The sequence below is a fragment of the Actinokineospora sp. NBRC 105648 genome (assembly GCF_030269645.1).
In the GTDB taxonomy this organism is placed as follows: domain Bacteria; phylum Actinomycetota; class Actinomycetes; order Mycobacteriales; family Pseudonocardiaceae; genus Actinokineospora.
Map to the genome: position 1 here is coordinate 199,458 of NZ_BSTR01000002.1, position 17,716 is coordinate 217,173.

Genomic DNA, 17,716 nt, shown 5'->3' on the forward strand with positions numbered 1-17,716 from the left:
GGTCCTGACTAGAGATGAGGCGTGGTGGTGAAGCGGCGCGCGGTGGCGAACCCGCTGGCGTTGGCGGTCCTGTGTGGACTCCTGCTGGAGCCCATGCACCCGTACGAGATGGGGCGGCGGCTCAAGGAGACCGGCAAGGACCGCAACATCAAGTACAACCGGGGTTCGCTCTACATGGTCGTGGAGCAGCTGGGCAAGGCCGGGTTCATCGCCGAGCAGGAGACGGTGCGGGACACGGCCCGCCCGGAGCGCACGGTCTACGCGCTCACCGACAGCGGGCGGGCCGAGCTCTACGACTGGATGCGCGAGCTGGTGGCCCGGCCGGAGCACGAGTACCCGCGCTTCGGGGTCGCGCTGTCCCTGCTCGGTGTGCTGGCGCCGGACGAGGCGGCCGCGCTGCTCGGCGAGCGCCTGACCGCGCTCGACCGGGAGGCCGCCGACATCCGCGCGGACACCGCCGCGGCCAAGGAGCAGGGCGTGCTGTGGGTCTTCCTGATCGAGGAGGACTACCGGCTCGCGCTGCTCGAGGCCGAGCACCGGTTCGTCACCGCCCTCATCGACTCGCTCAAGGCGCCGGAGTACGCCCGGGCCTGGCGGGCGGTGTTCGAGGAAGGGGAGACATGATCAAGACAGCACTGGTGGCGGGCGGCGGCATCGCCGGGCCGGTCACCGCGGTGGCGTTGCGCAAGGCGGGCGTCGAGGCGACCGTCTTCGAGGCCTACGACCTCCCGGCCGACGGCGTGGGCGGGGTGGTGATGGTCGCGCCGAACGGCCTGGACGCGCTCAGCGCGGTCGGGGTGGACGTCGGCGCCCTCGGCCACCCGACCACCACCATGGTGATGGAGGACGGGCGGGGCAAGCGGGTGATGGAGTTCCCCGGACTGCCCGACCTCCCGCCCAGCCGCACGATGTGGCGGTCGGACCTCTACCGCGCGCTGAACGAGCACGCCGTGGCGAATGGCGTGAAGGTCGAGTACGGCAAGCGGGTCGTCGCCGTCGAAGAGGGTCCGGACAGCATCACCGCGGTGTTCGCCGACGGCAGCAAGGCGACCGGCGACATCCTCATCGGCGCCGACGGGATCCGGTCGACGGTGCGCACCCTGATCGATCCGTCCGCTCCCGGCCCGGAGGCGGTGGGGTTGCTCGGCATCGGGGGCTACGGACCGCCCGTGCCCGGCACGGGCGGCCCCGAGGTCATGCACTTCGCCCAGGGCAAGCGCGCCTTCTTCGGCTACTGGGCCGATCCCGAGGCCGACCGCACGCTCTGGTTCAGCAACCTGCCCGACCGGGGCGCGATGTCGATCGCGGAGGCGCGCGCGGTCCCCCAGGACGAGTGGCTGCGGCTGCTGCGCGCGGCGCACGCCGACGACGTTCCCGCTCGCGACGTGCTTGACGGCGCCGGGGACCTGCAGGTCATCGGCTCGCTGGAGATCCTGCCGACGGTCCCGCGCTGGCACCGCGGCCGGATGGTGCTGGTCGGCGACTCCGCGCACGCACCCTCGCCCAGCTCCGGCCAGGGGGTGTCGCTCACCGCCGAGAGCGCCGTGCAGGTGGCCCGCTGCCTGCGGGACCTGCCCGACCACGCGAGCGCGTTCGCCGCGTACGAACGGCTGCGCCGGCCCCGGGTGGAGAAGATCGCCGCCGCGGCCCGGCGGGTCAACCGGAACAAGGCCGCGGGGCCGGTGGCGCGCGCCGTCACCGCGCTCGTCGCGCCGGTCGTGGCCAAGCTCCTCACGCCGCAGCGGATGTTCGGTGAGACGCACTCCCACCACATCGAGTGGGACGAGCCGGTCACCGGCTGAGATCGCCCGGTCAAGATCACTCGTTGGTGTGATCCCGGCCAGCAAAGCGGCACGGCGCCAGCCGGGCACTTCTCTGTGTGGCATGCGGATGAATCAGTGGTCTTGGCTAGGGTTCGGGTCATGTGGGGCGCGGTCGTGCTGGCGGGCGGGCGGGGAGCGCGGCTGGGCGGTGTCGACAAGCCCGCGCTCGTCGTCGCCGGGCGCACCCTGCTCGACCGGGCCGTCGACGCGGTCGCGGGCGCCGACCCGGTCGTCGTGGTCGGCCCCGTCCGTCCACTTGGCACTGTGGTGCGCTGGACCCGTGAGGGGACACCGGGTTCCGGCCCGGTGGCCGCCCTCGCCGCGGGCCTCGCGGTCGTCGACCGCGCCGACGACGCCGTGGTCGTCGTCCTGGCGGCAGATCTCCCGACCATTACCCGGGCGACCGTGGCGAGGCTGCGCGCGGCCGTCGGCGCTACCGGGGCTGTCCTGGTCGACAGCTCGGGTCGTGACCAGTGGCTGCTCAGTGCCTGGCGCGTGGGAGTCTTGCGGGCAGCACTTCCGGTCGTGGTGGAGAACGCCTCGCTGCGGGGTGTCCTGTCCGGACTGGGCGCGGCGCGGGTACCCGATGTCGACGGCTCGTCCACCGACATCGACACCCCGGCCGACCTCACGCCGTTCACAGAGTGAGTTCACAGGGCTCACACCGCCTGTCCGGTTGGCTGTAGGTGCCTGAGATATCCGTGTTGAGGAGGATGCCGGTGACCGAGCCTGGGCAGGCCGAGCTCGCGAGCGAGACGCCCACGACCCCCGCGCGCGACGCGCAGCTGCTCGAACGCACCGTGTTCGAGGTCAAGCGGGTGATCGTCGGGCAGGACCGCCTGGTCGAGCGGATGCTCGTCGGTCTGCTGGCCAAGGGCCACCTGCTGCTCGAGGGCGTCCCCGGGGTCGCGAAGACGCTGGCGGTGGAGACCTTCGCCAGGGTCGTCGGCGGGTCGTTCTCCCGCGTGCAGTTCACCCCCGACCTGGTGCCCGCCGACATCCTCGGCACCCGCATCTACCGGCAGGCCAGTGAGCGCTTCGACGTCGAGCTGGGCCCGGTGGTGGCCAACTTCGTGCTCGCCGACGAGATCAACCGCGCGCCCGCCAAGGTGCAGTCGGCGATGCTGGAGGTGATGGCCGAGCGGCACGTCTCCATCGGCGGCCGGACCTTCCCGATGCCCACCCCGTTCCTGGTCCTGGCCACCCAGAACCCGATCGAGAACGAGGGCGTCTACCCACTGCCCGAGGCGCAGCGCGACCGGTTCCTGTTCAAGATCATCGTCGAGTACCCGACGGTGGAGGAGGAGCGGGAGATCGTCTACCGGATGGGCGTCACGCCGCCGCAGCCGAGCCAGGTCCTCACCCCCGAGGAGCTCACCAGGCTGCAGGGCGTCGCGGCGAACGTCTTCGTCCACCACGCGCTGGTCGACTACACCGTGCGGCTGGTGCTGGCCACCCGCACCCCGGCCGAGCACGGCCTGGCCGACGTCGCGGGCTGGATCGCCTACGGCGCCTCGCCGCGCGCGAGCCTGGGCATCGTCGCCGCCTCGCGGGCGCTGGCACTGGTCCGCGGCCGCGACTACGTGCTGCCCCAGGACGTCGTGGACGTGGTCCCCGACGTGCTGCGGCACCGGCTGGTGCTCTCCTACGACGCGCTGGCCGACGGCGTGCCGATCGACCACATGATCTCCCGGGTGCTGCAGACCGTGCCGCTGCCGCAGGTGTCCGCGCGGCCGCAGGCCGTCGGCGGCCACCCCGCCCCCGCCGGGGTGAACGGCAGGCCGTGAGCAGGCATGAGCCCGACGCGGGGGAGCGGCCCAACTGGGTCCCCCCGGTCCTGCGCGGCGACCGGATGGAAGCCGGGCTGCGGCTGCTGGAGATCGATGTCCGGCGCAGGCTCGACGGCCTGCTGCAGGGCAACCACCTCGGCCTGGTGCCCGGCCCCGGCTCCGAACCGGGCGAGGCGCGGCCCTACCAGCCCGGCGACGACGTGCGCCGGATGGACTGGGCGGTCACCGCGCGCACCACGGTCCCGCACATCCGCGAGACGGTCGCCGACCGCGAGCTGGAGACCTGGCTGGTGGTCGACCTGTCCGCCAGCCTGGACTTCGGCACCGCGGGCTGCGAGAAGCGCGACCTCGCCGTGGCCGCGGTCGCCGCGATCGCGCACCTGACCCGAGGCGGCGGCAACCGGATCGGCGCCCTGGTCTCCACCGGCGACCGGATGGTCCGCGTCCCCGCGCGCGGGGGGCTGGCGCACGCCCGCGGCCTGGTCCGCAAGGTCGCCGAGACACCGCGCGCCCCCGAGGGCGTGCGCGGTGACCTCGCCGAGGCGATCGAGCAGCTCCGGCGGCCACCCCGCAGGCGCGGGTTGGCGGTCGTGGTCTCCGACTTCCTCGGCGGCACCGACTGGCAGCGCCCGCTGCGCGCGCTGTCGCTGCGCCACGAGCTCGTCGCGGTCGAGGTCGTCGACCCGCGCGACGTCGACCTGCCCGACGTGGGCACCGTCGTGCTGGCCGACCCGGAGAGCGGCCGCCAGCGCGAGGTCACCGCGTCCCCGTTGCTGCGCAAGGAGTTCGCCGCCGCGGCGGCCGAGCACCGGGCCGCGGTCGCCAAGGGCATCCGGGGCGCGGGCAGCGGGCACCTGGTGCTGCGCACCGACTCCGACTGGATCGCCGACATCGTCCGCTTCGTGGTGGCCCGCAAGCGCCGCTGGTCGGGGGGAGTGGCATGAGCTTCCGCAACTTCGCGTCCCCGTGGTGGTTCCTGCTGCTCATCGCGGTCGCCGCGCTGGTCGGCGGCTACGTGCTCGTGCAGCGCTCCCGGCGCAAGCGGACGCTGCGGTTCACCAACCTGGAGCTGCTGGAGAAGGTCGCCCCCACCGGCCCGAGCAGGCTGCGGCACCTGCCCGCGATCGTGCTGATCTTCGCCCTGCTGCTGCTGACCACCGCGATGGCCGGGCCGACCGCCGAGCAGAAGGTCCCGCGCAACCGGGCCACCGTGATGCTGGTGATCGACGTGTCGCTGTCGATGGAGTCCACCGACGTGGCGCCGACCCGGCTCAAGGCGGCCCAGGTGGCGGCCAAGTCCTTCGCCGAGGGCCTGACCCCGGGGGTCAACCTCGGGCTGATCACCTTCGCGGGCACCGCGACCGTGCTGGTGGCGCCCACCACCGACCGGGGCGGGGTCGCCAAGGCGATCGACAACCTGAAGCTGGCCCAGTCCACCGCGACCGGTGAGGCGATCTTCGCCGCGCTGCAGTCGATCGATGGCTTCTCCCAGGTGGTCGGCGGCCCGGACGGGCCGCCCCCGGCCCGGATCGTGCTGATGTCGGACGGCAAGCAGACCATCCCCACCGAGCAGGAGGACGACCCGCGCGGCTCGTTCACCGCGGCGAAGGCGGCGGCGGACAAGAAGATCCCGATCACCACGATCTCCTTCGGCACCGCCGACGGGACCGTGGAGATCGAGGGCCGGGTGCAGTCGGTCGCCGTCGACGACACGGCCATGAAGGAGATCGCCCAGCTCTCTGGCGGCGACTTCTACAAGGCGGCGACCGCCGACCAGCTGCGCAAGGTCTACGACACGCTGGGCGAGCAGATCGGCTACGAGGTCAAGGAGGCCGACGCCAGCCGTCCGTGGCTCATCCTGGGCACCCTGGCGGCCCTGGTGGCCGCCGCGGGCTCCCTGGTGCTGGGCCAGCGCCTGCCGTAGCACGAGCACCGGGGGAGGAACCCCTCAGTCGATCTTCACCAGCTGCACGGCCTCGTCCAGCGAGCCGTAGCTCCATGGAGCGACCGGGCTGTAGGGCAGGATCGTGCAGAGCGTGCTGCGGAAGAACGTGGCCGCGTAGCCGGTGGCGTTGTAGTACGCCTTGCCCCGCATGCCCTCGGCGTGGAAGCACCGGTTCGTGTACGGCACACCCACTTGCCACATGGCACCGGTGAAGTCGGCGTTCTCGTACACGCACACCCGGTCCACGTCACACCTCGGCGCGATCCGCAGCGACTTGACGCGGCCGCTCACCTGCGGGGAACCCTGCTGGTAGCGCACCCGCGCGTAGGACGCCCCGGCGCAGTCTGGGTTGTCGAACGCCTCCAGCTGGCTGCGCTCGGTGCGGTTGTTGTACACCGACCCGATCCGCGAGCTCGTGCCGTCCGGCCAGGTCACCTCCGGGGTGAAGCAGGTGTTCGCGGGCAGCGTCCTGGCCTTGGTCTTGCCCTGGTAGCTGCCCTGCGACCAGAAGCAGTAGTTGCCGTCCGGGCAGTCCGGTGGCGGGTCGGCCGCGGCGGGCAGTGCGGCGCTGGTCAGCATGGCGGCACTGGTCAGCACCATGACGAACGTTGGAACAAGGGCGCGAAATCGCATTCCTGGCCTCTCCGGTCGACGGCCCCCCGGTGTCCGCCATGATCGCCGGGCGGCCACCCGCGGTGACCGCGCGACACCGCCCACGTACGGGTGGTGTGCGTCGCCGGATCGTGCGACCGGCGGTGACCCGGCGCGCGTCAGCCCCGGCAGGGGTACGTCAGGCAGGCCCGATAGCCTCCAGGCCGAACAGGTCGTCGGGTGGATGGGGAACAGCGAATGGGACGGTCGGTACTGGTCACGGGCGGCAACCGCGGGATCGGGTTGGCCATCGCGCGGGCGTTCGTGGCGCAGGGCGACAAGGTGGCCATCACCCACCGGGGCTCCGGCGCGCCCGAGGGGCTCTTCGGCGTCCAGTGCGACGTGACCGACAACGCCGCCGTCGACGCCGCGTTCACCGCGGTCGAGGACGCGCACGGCCCGGTGGAGATCCTGGTGGCCAACGCCGGCATCACCGACGACACCCTGCTGATGCGGATGGACGAGGAGCAGTTCACCCGGGTCCTCGACGCCAACCTCACCGGCGCCTGGCGGGTCACCAAGCGGGCCACCCGCAACATGCTCAAGGCCCGGTTCGGCCGGATCGTCTACATCTCCTCGGTGGTCGGCCTGATGGGCTCGCCCGGCCAGGTCAACTACGCGGCCAGCAAGGCGGGGCTGGTGGGCATGGCCCGCTCGATCGCCCGCGAGCTCGGCTCCCGCGACATCACCGCCAACGTGGTGGCCCCCGGCTTCGTGGCCACCGACATGACCGAGACGCTCAGCGAGGACCGCAAGAAGCAGATCCTCGCCTCGGTGCCCACCGGTCGCTACGCCACCCCGGAGGAGGTCGCCGCCGCCGTGACCTTCCTGGCCTCCGACGCCGCGGCCTACATCACCGGCGCCATCCTGCCGGTCGACGGCGGCCTCGGCATGGGCCACTGAGCCACCGAGCCCCGCCGAACCACCCGGGCCGGGTCGTCGAGCCGGCACCGACCCCGCACAGCCAGTCGCACCACCAGCACAAACGGAGGAAACCCCACCGATGTCCGGACTGCTCGAGGGCAAGCGCCTGCTGATCACCGGTGTGATCACCGACTCGTCCATCGCCTTCCACGCGGCCAAGGTCGCCCAGGAGCAGGGCGCCCAGGTCGTGCTCACCGGCTTCGGCAGGCTCAGCCTGGTGGAGCGGATCGCCAAGCGGCTGCCCCAGCCCGCCCCGGTGGTCGAGCTCGACGTGCAGAACCAGGAGCAGCTCGACTCGCTGGCCGAGCGGGTGCGCGAGCACGTCGACGGCCTCGACGGGGTCGTGCACTCCATCGGCTTCGCCCCGCAGAGCTGCCTGGGCGCGCCGTTCCTGGACGCGCCGTGGAAGGACGTGGCGGTCGCCCTGGAGGTCTCGGCCTACTCGTTCAAGTCGCTGGCCACCGCGACCCTGCCGCTGCTCGGCCCGGGGTCCTCGATCGTCGGCCTGGACTTCGACGCCCGGGTCGCCTGGCCCGCCTACAACTGGATGGGCGTGGCCAAGGCCGCGTTCGAGTCCACCAACCGCTACCTGGCCCGCGAGCTCGGCCCGCGCAAGATCCGGGTCAACCTGGTCGCGGCGGGCCCGGTGCGCACCATGGCCGCCAAGTCCATCCCCGGGTTCTCCGAGCTGGAGGACGCCTGGGGCACCCGGGCGCCGCTGGGCTGGGACGTCAACGACGCCACCCCGGTCGCCCAGTCCATCTGCGCGCTGCTCTCGGACTGGCTGCCCGCGACCACCGGCTCGATGGTGTGGGTCGACGGCGGCGTGCACGCGGTGGGCATGTAGAACGGCGGTATGACCGACGCACTGCTCTGGCTGTCCTTCGGCGGCCCCGAGTCCCCGGCCGACGTCCGGCCGTTCCTGGAGAACGTCACCCGGGGGCGCGGGGTCCCGCCGGAGCGGCTCGACGAGGTCGAGGCGCACTACCAGCACTTCGGCGGTGTGTCCCCGATCAACCGGCTCAACCGCGAGGCGATGGCGGCGGTGCGCGCCGAGCTGCTCCGCCAGGGCCTGGACCTGCCGATCTACTTCGGCAACCGGAACTGGCACCCGCTCGCCGAGGACACCGTGGCGAAGATGGCCGCCGACGGCGTTCGTCGGGCATTGGTATTCCCGACGAGCGCCTACGGCGGCTACTCGGCCTGCCGGCAGTACCACGAGGACATCGCCCGGGCGCGGGCCGCGACCGGCCCCGACGCGCCCGATCTGGTGAAGCTGCGGCACTTCTTCGACCACCCGCTGTTCGTCGCCGCGGTCGCCGACGCCGTTCGCGCGTCAGCGGCCACCGTGCCCGCCGGGTACCGATTGGTGTTCACCGCGCACTCGGTGCCCGACTCCGCCGACCGCGCCGCCGGTCCGCCGGAGGAGGGCGGGCGGCGCTACTCCCGCCAGGTGGCCGAGGCGTCCCGCTTGGTCGCGGCGGCGGTCGGGGTGGCCGACTACGACGTGGTGTGGCAGTCCCGGTCCGGGCCGCCGCAGGTGCCGTGGCTGGCGCCCGACGTCGTCGACCACATCGAGGACCTGCACGGGCGCGGGGTCCGCGCGGTGGTGGTGTGCCCGATCGGCTTCGTCAGCGACCACCTGGAGGTGGTCTGGGACCTCGACACCGAGGCGGCGGAGAAGGCGGCCGAGCTGGGGATGGCGTTCGCCCGGTCGGCCACGCCCAACGGCGACCCGAGGTTCGCCGAGCTGGTGGTGGACCTGATCAGGGAGCAGTTGGCGGGCGCGGAACCGGCCAAGCTGTCGGACTTCGCGGTGGGCGGCTGCACCCTCAACGGCGCCGCGTGCGCGGTCGCGTGCTGCGAGCCCGCCAAGCGGCCGGGGCGGTAGTACCCGCCGGGCGAGCGGCAAAGCGGGGAAGCGGCGCCGGGGGTGCAGGGGTACCCCCGGCGCCGCTTCCCGTCAGGCGCGCAGCCGGACCTCGTGCCGGAGGTCTGGCGCAGTCGCCTCGGTGGGGAAAACTGCGGCGACGTAGGCGATCGCGCACTCCGGGCACACCGTCCGCGCGTTGGGGCGCTCGCGGTACCGCGTGTCGACCGGCAGCCCGCACAGGCCGGTGGTCCGGCTCATGAGGACGACGTGCGCGCGGCCGCCGTAGGAAGCACTGGTACCCCAGCACACCTCGCCGCGTGGATCCCTGGTCATCATCTTCATCACCCGTGGTTCGACTGGGAGAGATCGAGTCTGGTGTGCAGCTGCCTGCCGGTCTCGCTGAGGGTCACCATCCGGCAGTCGCGCAGCCGGGCCGAGCCGACCACCAGGTGGCCCGCGCTCACCAGCTCGCGCATCCGGGCCGCCAGCCTGCTCTCCACGGGGTTGCCGCGGTCGACCACCTGGTTGCCCTCGGTCATGCCGAGGTCGCCGCGCTGGGCGCAGCGCAGCAGGACGAACCAGTCGCGGGTGCGCGCGGCCTCGTCCGGGGAACGGCGGCCGCGGCGCAGCCAGATGTCGAGCAGCCGCTCGCCCGCGGAGGTCAGGCCCGCTCGCAGCCAGCCGTCGCGCGGGTCGGGGGTGGCCTCGCCGAAGCCGACGAAGCCGTCGCGGCGCAGCGTGAACAGCGCGCTGACCATCAGCACACCCAGGTCGTCGGTGCGGTGCCGCAGCGCCGACCCGGCCCCGTAGGCGCCGACCTCGCCGCGCGCGACCATCTGCAGGGCACCGAGGTGGTTGGTGTCCAGCGCGAGCGGCCGGGCGGCCTGCTTGGGGTCGAGTAGTTGTGCGGTCATGGTGTGACTCCGGTAACAGCGGTTGGTCCAGTGCGATCACTATCGGCGACTTCCGCCGCCGACGCTCATCCCAAAGACCCATAGCACCGGGTTATGTCCGTGCTGACGCGCTGTTTACCCTGTTCCAGCGGGGAATCCGCGCCAGGCTCGCCCGGCCTCAAGGGTAGGGCAAGGGTTTCCCCCGCTGGACGCGCGAAAGATCTTCGGCCGTCAGCGGTTCCCGGTCGTGTGCGCCGCGTGTGCGAGGTAGGCCCGCCCGCGAGGGGAGAGCCGGTAACCGGTGTCCAAACTGATGGTCAATCCGAGATTCTTCAACTTGCGCACGTCGAGCTTGAACGGCGCGGTCTCCCGCCCGACCGAGGCGGCCAGGTCGGCCGCGCGCACGGCGGGCCGCTCGGCGATCAGCCGAAGTGTGGCACCCGTCCACGGGCCGATCGCACTGGCCCGGTCCAACCGGGTCAACCGGGCTGTGATGGCCTCGACGTCGGCCGGGGTCAGGTCCGCGGTACCCGCCAGTTCGTCGCGCGGGTCCGTGCCGTGGTCGGGGTGGACGCGCAGGCGGTACACCGGGCTCATCGGGTCGCCGCGCAGGTCGGCGCGGACCTCGTCGGCGGAGCGGTACCCGGCGGCCCGCGCGTCGCGCGCGGTGATCCGGGCGAGCGGCACGACGGTGACCTCGTCGACCACGATCCGGCCCGCGGCCGTGCGGTAGACCTTGCCCGCCACGGCTTGCGGCGCGCGCCACCGTCGGAAGAGGACAGTGATCGACCCGTCCTGGATCCCGTCGTGCAGCCGCCGCTCGATCAGCACGAGGGGCAGCGTAACCGGCCGGGACGGGACTAGCGCTTGTCCGCGTGGTCCTTGTCGACGTGGTCGGTGTCGGAGTGCTCCTTGTCGGGGCGGTCGGAGAAGATCCGCACCGCCTCGTCGACCGCGGCGAGCCGGGCGATCCGGACCGCGTCGAACAGCGGGCGCAGCGCGTCGGCGCGCCTGCGGGCCGAGGACGACGACAGCGCCCCACCGGGGGCGTCCTCGCTCGCCAGGTGCAGGATCGCCGAGACCTCGTTGGCCCGCTGCAGCACGCGCAGCGCGCGCGGGGGAGTGCCCTCCGGCCACGGCGCGGCCGACTGGTGCGCGACCCGGGCGGTGATCTCCTCGCGGACACCCGCGCGGTGCTTGGCCACCCCCAGCTCGGTGAGCACGCCCGCGGCCACGCGCATGGCGCCGGTCAGCTCGTGCTCGGACTCGCCCAGCGGCACGTGCTCGACCGCGGGGGCGTCGCCGATGTCGAAGACGGTCCAGCGCAGCACCCCGTCGGCGATCGGCTCGGGCACCAGGCCCAGCGGGGCGCCGTGCAGCACGACCGCCTCGCCCGCGTGCAGCGCCGACCCGGCGAACTCGCTGCGCCCGCCCAGCCCCCGCACGTCGCCCGCCACCGGCAGCACGAGCCTGCCGCCGGTGACCCCGGCCCGGCGCAGCGCGGCGAGCAGCGCGGCCACCTGGCCGCCCGCCTGGCCGCGCAGCGGCACCTCGAGGGACTGCGCGGTCTGCCCGTCCACGGCGACCACGTCGTGCAGTTCGGCCCAGTGGCCCAGGGAGTCCAAGACGTCATCGGCTGCGGCGGAACCGTTCAGCCACGCCGAAACCCACACCGCGAAGGTGGCACTCGGAGTTGACACGGGATCCGAGGGTACGCGACCGGTGGTCGCGGGCGGTGATCAGCTCCGGTCGGCGGGCCCCAGCAGGCGTTCGAGCAGGTCCCGGAACCGGTCGATGTCCTCGGCGCTGTCGAACGCGCGGCCCGGCACCGGGTGGAACCCGCCGGGGCCGGTGCGCAGCACGAACGCGCGCTCGGTCTCCACCCAGCCCGCCAGCCCGGCCAGCTCGAGGTCGCTGTAGGCGCTGCCGTCGGTGGTCATCATCCGCACCGAGCGCCCGTCGACCTCGGCGGTGACCGCGCGGCCCGCGACCGGGTCGCGGCGGAACGCCCTGCGCACCGCGACGGCGGGCAGCCCGGCGATGATCGCCGCGCACACCAGGCCGAAGATCCCCGGCGAGATCTGGCCGAGCACCAGCAGCACGGTGGAGAACACGCCGAACGCCGCGGCGAACCAGGGCACCCGGCGGGCGAACGGGACGGTGGCGCGGATGCCGTCGGCCCAGTCGGCGGGCACCGGGTCCCAGCGGAGTCGCACGGGCAAGACCCTAGCCGCACCGACGAAAACCCGAGGACGGGTGGTTTCCGGCCCGCGAACGACGCGGATCACCGCTCCCACGTCTCGGACACGCCCTACCGCGCGGGCGCGGTAGGGCCACCAACCGCGGCGTGCCACGATCTGCGCCATGGGCAAGCCGCATCGGGCCAGGTTGGAACGCGTCGGCGAGAGCTCGAACGCCACCACGCTGGAGCTGTTCTTCGACCTGGTCTTCGTCTTCGCGCTGACCCAGGTGACCGCCATGATGGCCGAGGACCCCACCTGGTTGGGGCTGCTGCGCGGGGCGCTCGTGCTCGCCGTGGTGTGGTGGTGCTGGATCGGCTACTCGTGGCTGTCCAACCTGGTCAAGGCGGACGAGGGGCACGCCCGCACGGCGATGCTGGCGGCCATGGCGGCGATGTTCCTGATCGCGCTGGCCATCCCCGAGGCGTTCCACGACTTCCCGGGCGGGGTGTCGGGCCCGACGGTGTTCGCGGTCGGCTACTTCCTGGTCCGCGCGGTGCACCTGGTGCTGTTCTGGATCGTCGCCGACGGCGACGCCGTGCTGCGCAGGCAACTGGTCAAGTTCACCCCCAGCATGCTCGGCGGCACCGTGCTGCTGCTGGTCGCCGCGCAGACCAGCGGCACCGCGCAGATCCTGCTGTGGGTCGGCGCGGTGGCCGCCGACTACGGCGGCACGTTCGTCATCGGCGCCTCGGGCTGGCGGCTGAACTCGGCCTCGCACTTCGCCGAGCGGTACGGGCTGATCGTGATCATCGCGCTCGGCGAGTCGATCGTGGCCATCGGCGTGGGGGTCAACCACCTGCCGATCTCCTGGCCGATCATCACCGCGGCGCTGCTCGGGCTGGCCATCGCGGCGTGCCTGTGGTGGGCCTACTTCGACACCCACGTGCTCATCGCCGAGCGCGCCCTGGCCCGGGTCACCGGGGCCGAGCGCGCGAGCATGGCGCGCGGCGCGTTCACCTTCCTGCACCTGCCGCTGGTCGTCGGGATCGTTTTGCTCGCCCTCGGCCTGAAGAAGGTCCTGGGCTACGTCGGCGGCGCCGACGGGCACTCGGCCGCCGACCACCTGCACGGCGTGCCGCTGTGGGCGCTCTTCGGTGGCACGGCGCTCTACCTGCTGGCGCACTCGGCGATCTCGTGGCGCTGCGCGCGCAACCACAAGCCGCAGCGGATCGGCTTGGGGATCGCGATCCTGGCGGTCACCCCGCTGATGTCCACCCTGCCCGCTTTGCTCGCGCTGACGGTGCTCACCGCGTCGCTCGTGGGCCTGATCGGCTACGAGTGGGTGCACTACAAGGGCACCCGCGCGGAGATCCGGCACTCCGACGAGGAGCACGCGGGCTGACACCCGGGCTGAGTTGTCCACAGGCTGGAGCCACTCCACGTCGACCGGACCGCCGAACGTGCGTAGCGTCGAACCGTGACCGTTGTGAACACGCCCCCTGCCTCGCTCCCGCGCACCCTCGGCGAGCTGCGCGCGCAGGGGCACGCGCCCAAGGGCGTGAAGGCCGAGATCCGCGACAACCTGCTGGCCGCGCTGCGCGCGGGCCGCGACCCGTGGCCGGGCATCGTCGGCTTCGGCCAGACCGTGCTGCCCCAGCTCGAACGCGCCCTGCTGGCCGGGCACGACCTCGTCCTGCTCGGTGAGCGCGGCCAGGGCAAGACCCGGCTGCTGCGCACCCTGGCAGGCCTGCTCGACGAGTGGACCCCGGTGATCGAGGGCTCGGAGCTGGGCGAGCACCCGCTGGAGCCGATCACGCCGCGGTCGCTGCGGCGGGCCGCCGAGTTCGGCGACGAGCTGCCGGTGGCCTGGCGGCACCGGTCCGAGCGCTACACCGAGAAGCTGGCCACCCCGGACACCTCGGTCGGCGACCTGATCGGCGACGTCGACCCGGTGCGGGTGGCCGAGGGCCGCACCCTGGGCGACCCCGAGACCATCCACTTCGGACTCGTCCCGCGCGCGCACCGCGGTGTGGTGGCCGTCAACGAGCTGCCCGACCTGGCCGAGCGGATCCAGGTCGCGCTGCTCAACGTGATGGAGGAGCGCGACATCCAGGTCCGCGGCTACACCCTGCGGCTGCCGCTGGACGTGCTGCTGGTCGCCACCGCGAACCCCGAGGACTACACCAACCGCGGCCGGATCATCACCCCGCTCAAGGACCGCTTCGGCGCCGAGATCCGCACGCACTACCCGCGCAGCGTCGGCGCCGAGGTCGACGTCGTGCGCCAGGAGGCCGAGCTGGTCGCCGAGGTGGGCGAGCCGCTGCTGGAGGTGCTGGCCCGGTTCGTGCGCAACCTGCGCGAGTCCTCGGCCGTCGACCAGCGCTCCGGTGTCTCGGCGCGGTTCGCCGTGGCCGCCGCGGAGACCGTGGGCGCGGCCGCGCTGCGCCGCTCCGCGCTGATCGGCGAGGAGCCCGCGATCGCCCGCCCGGTCGACCTGGACTCGGTGCCCGCGGTGCTGCGCGGCAAGCTGGAGTTCGAGTCCGGGGAGGAGGGCCGGGAGACCGAGCACCTCACCCACCTGCTGCGCCGCGCGGTCGCCGAGACCGCGCGCGACCGGTTCGCGGGCCTGGACCTGGGGCCGCTGGTCGACGCCGTGGTCGACGGGCACCTGGTCGCCACCGGCGAGCGGGTGCCGGGCAGCGAGCTGCTGGCCGCGCTGCCTGAGCTGCCGGTGCTGCACGAGGTCGCCGCCCGGCTGGACGTCAAGGCCACCGACCCGCCCGGCCGGATCGCCGCCGCGGTCGAGCTGGCGCTGGAGTACCTGTACCTGACCCGCAAACTGGCCAAGGACTCCTCCGACGGGGAAGCGGTGTACGGGCCGTGACAGCCGACCGCTACCGCTACGGACCGTGGCGAGAGGGGCCCGACCCACTGGCCCCGCCGGTCGACCTGCGCGCGGCCCTGGAGGCGCTGGGGCGCGACGTGATGGAGGGGTCCTCGCCGCGGGCCGCGCTGGAGGAGCTGCTGCGCCGGGGCGCGGGCGACACCGCGGGGCTCGACGAGCTCACCCGGCGGCTGTGGGAGCGCCGGTCGCGCATCCAGCGCAGGCACAACCTCGACGGCACCCTCAACGAGGTCCGCGAGCTGCTGGCCCGTGCGCTCGAGGCCGAGAAGACGGCACTGTTCCCCGACCCGTCCGACGACGCCCGCTTCCGCGAGGCCCAGCTCGACGCGCTCCCGCCGGGCACCGCCGCGGCGGTGCGTGAGCTGGCCGAGTACGACTGGCGGTCGCCGGAGGCGCGCGCCGCCTACGAGCAGATCCGCGAGAAGCTCGGCCAGGAGCTGATGGAGTCGCGGTTCCAGGGCATGAAGCAGGCCATCGGCCAGATGCGCCCGGAGGACACCGAGCGCATCCGCGCGATGATGGCCGACCTCAACGACCTGCTGCTGGCCCACCTGCGCGGCGACGACACCGACGAACGGTTCCGGCGCTTCATGGCCGAGCACGGCGAGTTCTTCCCGGAGAACCCGCGCACCGTGCCGGAGCTGGTCGACGCGCTGGCCGCCCGCGCCGCCGCCGCGCAGCGGATGATGAACTCGATGAGCGCCCAGCAGCGCGCCGAGCTGGCCGAGCTGATGGGCAACGCCTTCGGCGACCCGCGGCTGGCCGAGCAGGTCGCCACCCTCGACGCCAACCTGCGCGCGCTGCGGCCGGGGGAGGACTGGACCTCCTCGGCCCGCTTCCGCGGCCAGGACCCGCTCGGCCTCGGCGAGGGCGCGCAGGCGATGTCCGACCTGGCCGAGCTGGACGCGCTGGCCGAGCAGCTCGGCCAGTCCTACCCGGGCGCCCGGCTGGAGGACATCGACCTGGAGGCGTTGCAGCGCCAGCTCGGCGACGAGGCCGGTGTGGACGCCCGTCGACTGTCCGAATTGGAGCGTGAGCTGCGCAGGCAGGGGCTGCTCGACCGTGCGCCCGATGGCACGTTGTCGTTGTCCCCCAAGGCGATGCGTCGACTGGGCGAGACGGCTTTGGCTGACGTCGTCGGGGGTATGCGCGCGCAGCGGGGAGAACGCGACACGGCGAGCGCGGGCGCGGCCGGTGAGCTGACCGGGGCCACCCGGGCGTGGGTGTTCGGCGACACCGAGCCGTGGGACGTCGCCCGCACCGTCCGCAACGCCGTGCTGCGCACCGCCTCGGTCGGGTCGGGGCGGGTCCGCTTCGACGTCTCCGATGTGGAGGTCGCCGAGACCGAGCAGCGGGCCCGCGCCGCGGTCGCGCTGTGCGTGGACACCTCGTGGTCGATGGTCCAGGACGACCGCTGGGTCCCGATGAAGCGCACCGCGCTGGCGCTGCACCACCTGGTGCGCACCAGGTTCCGCTCCGACGAGCTGCAGCTGATCACCTTCGGCAGGCACGCCGCCGCGGTGGACATCGCCGAGCTGACCGCGCTGGAGGGCGTCTGGGAGCAGGGCACCAACCTGCACCACGCGCTGCTGCTGGCGGGCAGGCACCTGCGCCGCCACCCCGGCGCCCGGCCGGTGGTGCTGATCGTCACCGACGGCGAGCCCACCGCGCACCTGGAACCCGACGGCGAGGCGGTCTTCGAGTACCCGACCACCCAGCGCACGCTGCGCAAGACCTTGGCCGAGGTGGACAACCTGGCCAAGCTGGGTGCCTCGGTGACGGTGTTCATGCTGGGCGACAACCCGTCCCTGGCCGCGTTCGTCGACGTGGTCGCCCGCCGCGGCGGCGGTCGGGTGGTGGCCCCGGATCTCGACGGGCTCGGTCCGGCGGTGGTCGGCGACTACCTGCGCAACCGCCGAACGCGGCACTGACAACGCGGTGGTCTGTGACCACCGGCGCGGAGCTGGCCCCTTGCGCGGCAAGGAGTTCACGGACGGCAAGGGGCCGCGCGGAAAGGATCTTCCGCGCGACCCCCTGGGCCGGATCTACCGACCTGCCAGCGCCGGGACGTTGAAGACGCCGCGCTCGTCCGGGCGGCCGCCCGGCTCGACGGCGATGGACAGCCGACCCTGCCAGAACCGGTCCACCGCGGCCCGTTCGGCGGCGTTGGGCTGCGGGTTGTCGCAGCGCCCACCCGCCATCACCTTGTCGCAGTTACCGATGTCCTGCGGGTGGTTCAGGCTCAGGATGTGGCCGAACTCGTGCACGATCACCCGCAGGGTGCCCGCACCGGAGGACTTGATCTGGTTGCGGTACAGGGTGATCGAGCCGCGGGTGCAGCCGACGCAGCTGGCCACCCCGGGCGCCGACCCGTTCTGGGCCGTGCTCACCGTGACCCCGCCGGTGCCCTTGACCAGCCGGACGTTGGTGACGCCGCTGTTCCAGACCTGCGCGGCCTGGTCGACCAGCGGTGCCAACTCGGCCGCCCGGCTCGAGTCGTAGCTGATCGTGCGCACGGCCTGCTGGGTGGCGGGTGCCGCGCTCGCGCCGGGTGCCGCGGCACTGGCGCTGGGCGCGACCGCGAAGACGATCGCGGTGACACTGCCGAGCAACACTGGGACGAATCTCGCTCGGGACAAAGAGAGACCCCTTTCCTGCGCTGGTTTACGAGTACCGAACACCGCCGCTGTTTCGCGAACTCGTGTCCGGATCACTCAACAGTGGCCCGC

At 73.1% G+C, this 17,716-nt stretch carries 19 protein-coding genes; 12 read left to right on the plus strand and 7 right to left on the minus strand.

Translation table 11 applies throughout. The features are described 5' to 3' along the window. Nucleotides 1-21 precede the first annotated feature (21 nt). From QSK30_RS02150 to QSK30_RS02175, 6 genes are all read left to right on the plus strand, one after another. Entirely contained in the window at nucleotides 22-624 is a 603-nt protein-coding gene (locus QSK30_RS02150; RefSeq protein WP_285499062.1) for a PadR family transcriptional regulator, read from the plus strand. After that, a complete protein-coding gene (locus QSK30_RS02155) occupies nucleotides 621-1,802 on the plus strand; it encodes an FAD-dependent oxidoreductase (protein ID WP_285499063.1) in 1,182 nt (393 codons plus the stop codon). The genes QSK30_RS02150 and QSK30_RS02155 overlap by 4 nt, the downstream gene beginning before the upstream one ends. Before the next feature lie 120 nt (nucleotides 1,803-1,922). Further along, complete coding sequence (gene mobA / locus QSK30_RS02160; RefSeq protein WP_285499065.1) at nucleotides 1,923-2,471, plus strand: molybdenum cofactor guanylyltransferase; 549 nt, start codon at nucleotides 1,923-1,925, stop codon at nucleotides 2,469-2,471. Between the two features lie 65 nt (nucleotides 2,472-2,536). Further along, nucleotides 2,537-3,610, plus strand: a complete 1,074-nt coding sequence (locus QSK30_RS02165; RefSeq protein ID WP_285499066.1) for an AAA family ATPase — start codon at nucleotides 2,537-2,539, stop codon at nucleotides 3,608-3,610. Between the two features lie 65 nt (nucleotides 3,611-3,675). After that, on the plus strand, nucleotides 3,676-4,557 hold the full coding sequence (locus QSK30_RS02170; protein WP_285499356.1) for a DUF58 domain-containing protein: 882 nt from the start codon (nucleotides 3,676-3,678) through the stop codon (nucleotides 4,555-4,557). Then, complete coding sequence (locus tag QSK30_RS02175; protein ID WP_285499067.1) at nucleotides 4,554-5,537, plus strand: VWA domain-containing protein; 984 nt, start codon at nucleotides 4,554-4,556, stop codon at nucleotides 5,535-5,537. The genes QSK30_RS02170 and QSK30_RS02175 overlap by 4 nt, the downstream gene beginning before the upstream one ends. A 24-nt stretch (nucleotides 5,538-5,561) precedes the next feature. On the opposite strand, the gene QSK30_RS02180 is transcribed toward QSK30_RS02175, so the two are convergent. Further along, nucleotides 5,562-6,158 (minus strand): peptidase inhibitor family I36 protein, encoded by a 597-nt coding sequence (locus tag QSK30_RS02180; RefSeq protein ID WP_285499068.1) that lies wholly within the window; start codon nucleotides 6,156-6,158, stop codon nucleotides 5,562-5,564. A gap of 249 nt (nucleotides 6,159-6,407) precedes the next feature. On the opposite strand from QSK30_RS02180, the gene fabG reads away from it, so the two are divergent. The 3 genes from fabG (at nucleotide 6,408) to QSK30_RS02195 (ending at nucleotide 9,024) form a co-directional block, all read left to right on the plus strand. After that, on the plus strand, nucleotides 6,408-7,112 hold the full coding sequence (gene fabG, locus QSK30_RS02185; protein WP_285499069.1) for a 3-oxoacyl-[acyl-carrier-protein] reductase: 705 nt from the start codon (nucleotides 6,408-6,410) through the stop codon (nucleotides 7,110-7,112). Between the two features lie 100 nt (nucleotides 7,113-7,212). Beyond that, nucleotides 7,213-7,980, plus strand: a complete 768-nt coding sequence (gene fabI, locus QSK30_RS02190; RefSeq protein WP_285499070.1) for an enoyl-ACP reductase FabI — start codon at nucleotides 7,213-7,215, stop codon at nucleotides 7,978-7,980. A gap of 9 nt (nucleotides 7,981-7,989) precedes the next feature. Continuing rightward, on the plus strand, nucleotides 7,990-9,024 hold the full coding sequence (locus QSK30_RS02195; RefSeq protein ID WP_285499071.1) for a ferrochelatase: 1,035 nt from the start codon (nucleotides 7,990-7,992) through the stop codon (nucleotides 9,022-9,024). 72 nt (nucleotides 9,025-9,096) lie between these two features. On the opposite strand, the gene QSK30_RS02200 is transcribed toward QSK30_RS02195, so the two are convergent. The 5 genes from QSK30_RS02200 to QSK30_RS02220 all read right to left on the minus strand — a co-directional run bounded on the left by QSK30_RS02200 (nucleotide 9,097) and on the right by QSK30_RS02220 (nucleotide 12,115). Then, the gene (locus tag QSK30_RS02200) at nucleotides 9,097-9,342 is read right to left on the minus strand and encodes a hypothetical protein (RefSeq protein ID WP_285499072.1); all 246 of its coding nucleotides are present in this window, start codon (nucleotides 9,340-9,342) and stop codon (nucleotides 9,097-9,099) included. A 5-nt stretch (nucleotides 9,343-9,347) separates the two neighbouring features. After that, entirely contained in the window at nucleotides 9,348-9,920 is a 573-nt protein-coding gene (locus QSK30_RS02205; protein ID WP_285499073.1) for a hypothetical protein, read from the minus strand. Between the two features lie 210 nt (nucleotides 9,921-10,130). Further along, nucleotides 10,131-10,730, minus strand: a complete 600-nt coding sequence (locus QSK30_RS02210) for a hypothetical protein (protein WP_285499074.1) — start codon at nucleotides 10,728-10,730, stop codon at nucleotides 10,131-10,133. A gap of 29 nt (nucleotides 10,731-10,759) precedes the next feature. Further along, nucleotides 10,760-11,599, minus strand: coding sequence for an Rv1486c family protein (locus QSK30_RS02215; protein ID WP_285499076.1), 840 nt, complete (start codon nucleotides 11,597-11,599; stop codon nucleotides 10,760-10,762). Nucleotides 11,600-11,638: 39 nt separating this feature from the next. Beyond that, nucleotides 11,639-12,115: a YcxB family protein gene (locus QSK30_RS02220; RefSeq protein ID WP_285499078.1), complete on the minus strand. Its 477-nt coding sequence runs from the start codon at nucleotides 12,113-12,115 to the stop codon at nucleotides 11,639-11,641. Nucleotides 12,116-12,263: 148 nt separating this feature from the next. Between QSK30_RS02220 and QSK30_RS02225 the strand changes: the two genes are divergently transcribed. The 3 genes from QSK30_RS02225 (at nucleotide 12,264) to QSK30_RS02235 (ending at nucleotide 16,918) form a co-directional block, all read left to right on the plus strand. After that, on the plus strand, nucleotides 12,264-13,484 hold the full coding sequence (locus QSK30_RS02225) for a low temperature requirement protein A (RefSeq protein WP_285499079.1): 1,221 nt from the start codon (nucleotides 12,264-12,266) through the stop codon (nucleotides 13,482-13,484). A gap of 84 nt (nucleotides 13,485-13,568) precedes the next feature. Next, nucleotides 13,569-14,966, plus strand: a complete 1,398-nt coding sequence (locus QSK30_RS02230) for an ATP-binding protein (protein WP_285499357.1) — start codon at nucleotides 13,569-13,571, stop codon at nucleotides 14,964-14,966. Beyond that, nucleotides 14,963-16,918 carry a vWA domain-containing protein gene (locus QSK30_RS02235; RefSeq protein ID WP_285499081.1) on the plus strand — a complete coding sequence of 652 codons (1,956 nt, stop codon included), beginning with the start codon at nucleotides 14,963-14,965 and terminating at the stop codon, nucleotides 16,916-16,918. Before QSK30_RS02230 ends, QSK30_RS02235 begins: the two co-directional genes overlap by 4 nt. A gap of 114 nt (nucleotides 16,919-17,032) precedes the next feature. On the opposite strand, the gene QSK30_RS02240 is transcribed toward QSK30_RS02235, so the two are convergent. After that, on the minus strand, nucleotides 17,033-17,602 hold the full coding sequence (locus tag QSK30_RS02240) for a snapalysin family zinc-dependent metalloprotease (RefSeq protein ID WP_285499083.1): 570 nt from the start codon (nucleotides 17,600-17,602) through the stop codon (nucleotides 17,033-17,035). Nucleotides 17,603-17,716 lie beyond the last annotated feature (114 nt).

What these genes read in the sequence shown, in the direction of transcription:
- QSK30_RS02170 (WP_285499356.1), top strand. Translation starts at nt 3,676, where the DNA reads ATGGAAGCCGGGCTGCGGCTGCTGGAGATCGATGTCCGGCGCAGGCTC.
- QSK30_RS02165 (WP_285499066.1), top strand. Translation starts at nt 2,537, where the DNA reads ATGCCGGTGACCGAGCCTGGGCAGGCCGAGCTCGCGAGCGAGACGCCC.
- fabI (WP_285499070.1), top strand. Translation starts at nt 7,213, where the DNA reads ATGTCCGGACTGCTCGAGGGCAAGCGCCTGCTGATCACCGGTGTGATC.
- fabG (WP_285499069.1), top strand. Translation starts at nt 6,408, where the DNA reads ATGGGACGGTCGGTACTGGTCACGGGCGGCAACCGCGGGATCGGGTTG.
- QSK30_RS02225 (WP_285499079.1), top strand. Translation starts at nt 12,264, where the DNA reads ATGGGCAAGCCGCATCGGGCCAGGTTGGAACGCGTCGGCGAGAGCTCG.
- QSK30_RS02155 (WP_285499063.1), top strand. Translation starts at nt 621, where the DNA reads ATGATCAAGACAGCACTGGTGGCGGGCGGCGGCATCGCCGGGCCGGTC.
- QSK30_RS02180 (WP_285499068.1), bottom strand. Translation starts at nt 6,158, where the DNA reads ATGGTGCTGACCAGTGCCGCCATGCTGACCAGCGCCGCACTGCCCGCC.
- QSK30_RS02205 (WP_285499073.1), bottom strand. Translation starts at nt 9,920, where the DNA reads ATGACCGCACAACTACTCGACCCCAAGCAGGCCGCCCGGCCGCTCGCG.
- QSK30_RS02200 (WP_285499072.1), bottom strand. Translation starts at nt 9,342, where the DNA reads ATGATGACCAGGGATCCACGCGGCGAGGTGTGCTGGGGTACCAGTGCT.
- mobA (WP_285499065.1), top strand. Translation starts at nt 1,923, where the DNA reads ATGTGGGGCGCGGTCGTGCTGGCGGGCGGGCGGGGAGCGCGGCTGGGC.
- QSK30_RS02175 (WP_285499067.1), top strand. Translation starts at nt 4,554, where the DNA reads ATGAGCTTCCGCAACTTCGCGTCCCCGTGGTGGTTCCTGCTGCTCATC.
- QSK30_RS02195 (WP_285499071.1), top strand. Translation starts at nt 7,990, where the DNA reads ATGACCGACGCACTGCTCTGGCTGTCCTTCGGCGGCCCCGAGTCCCCG.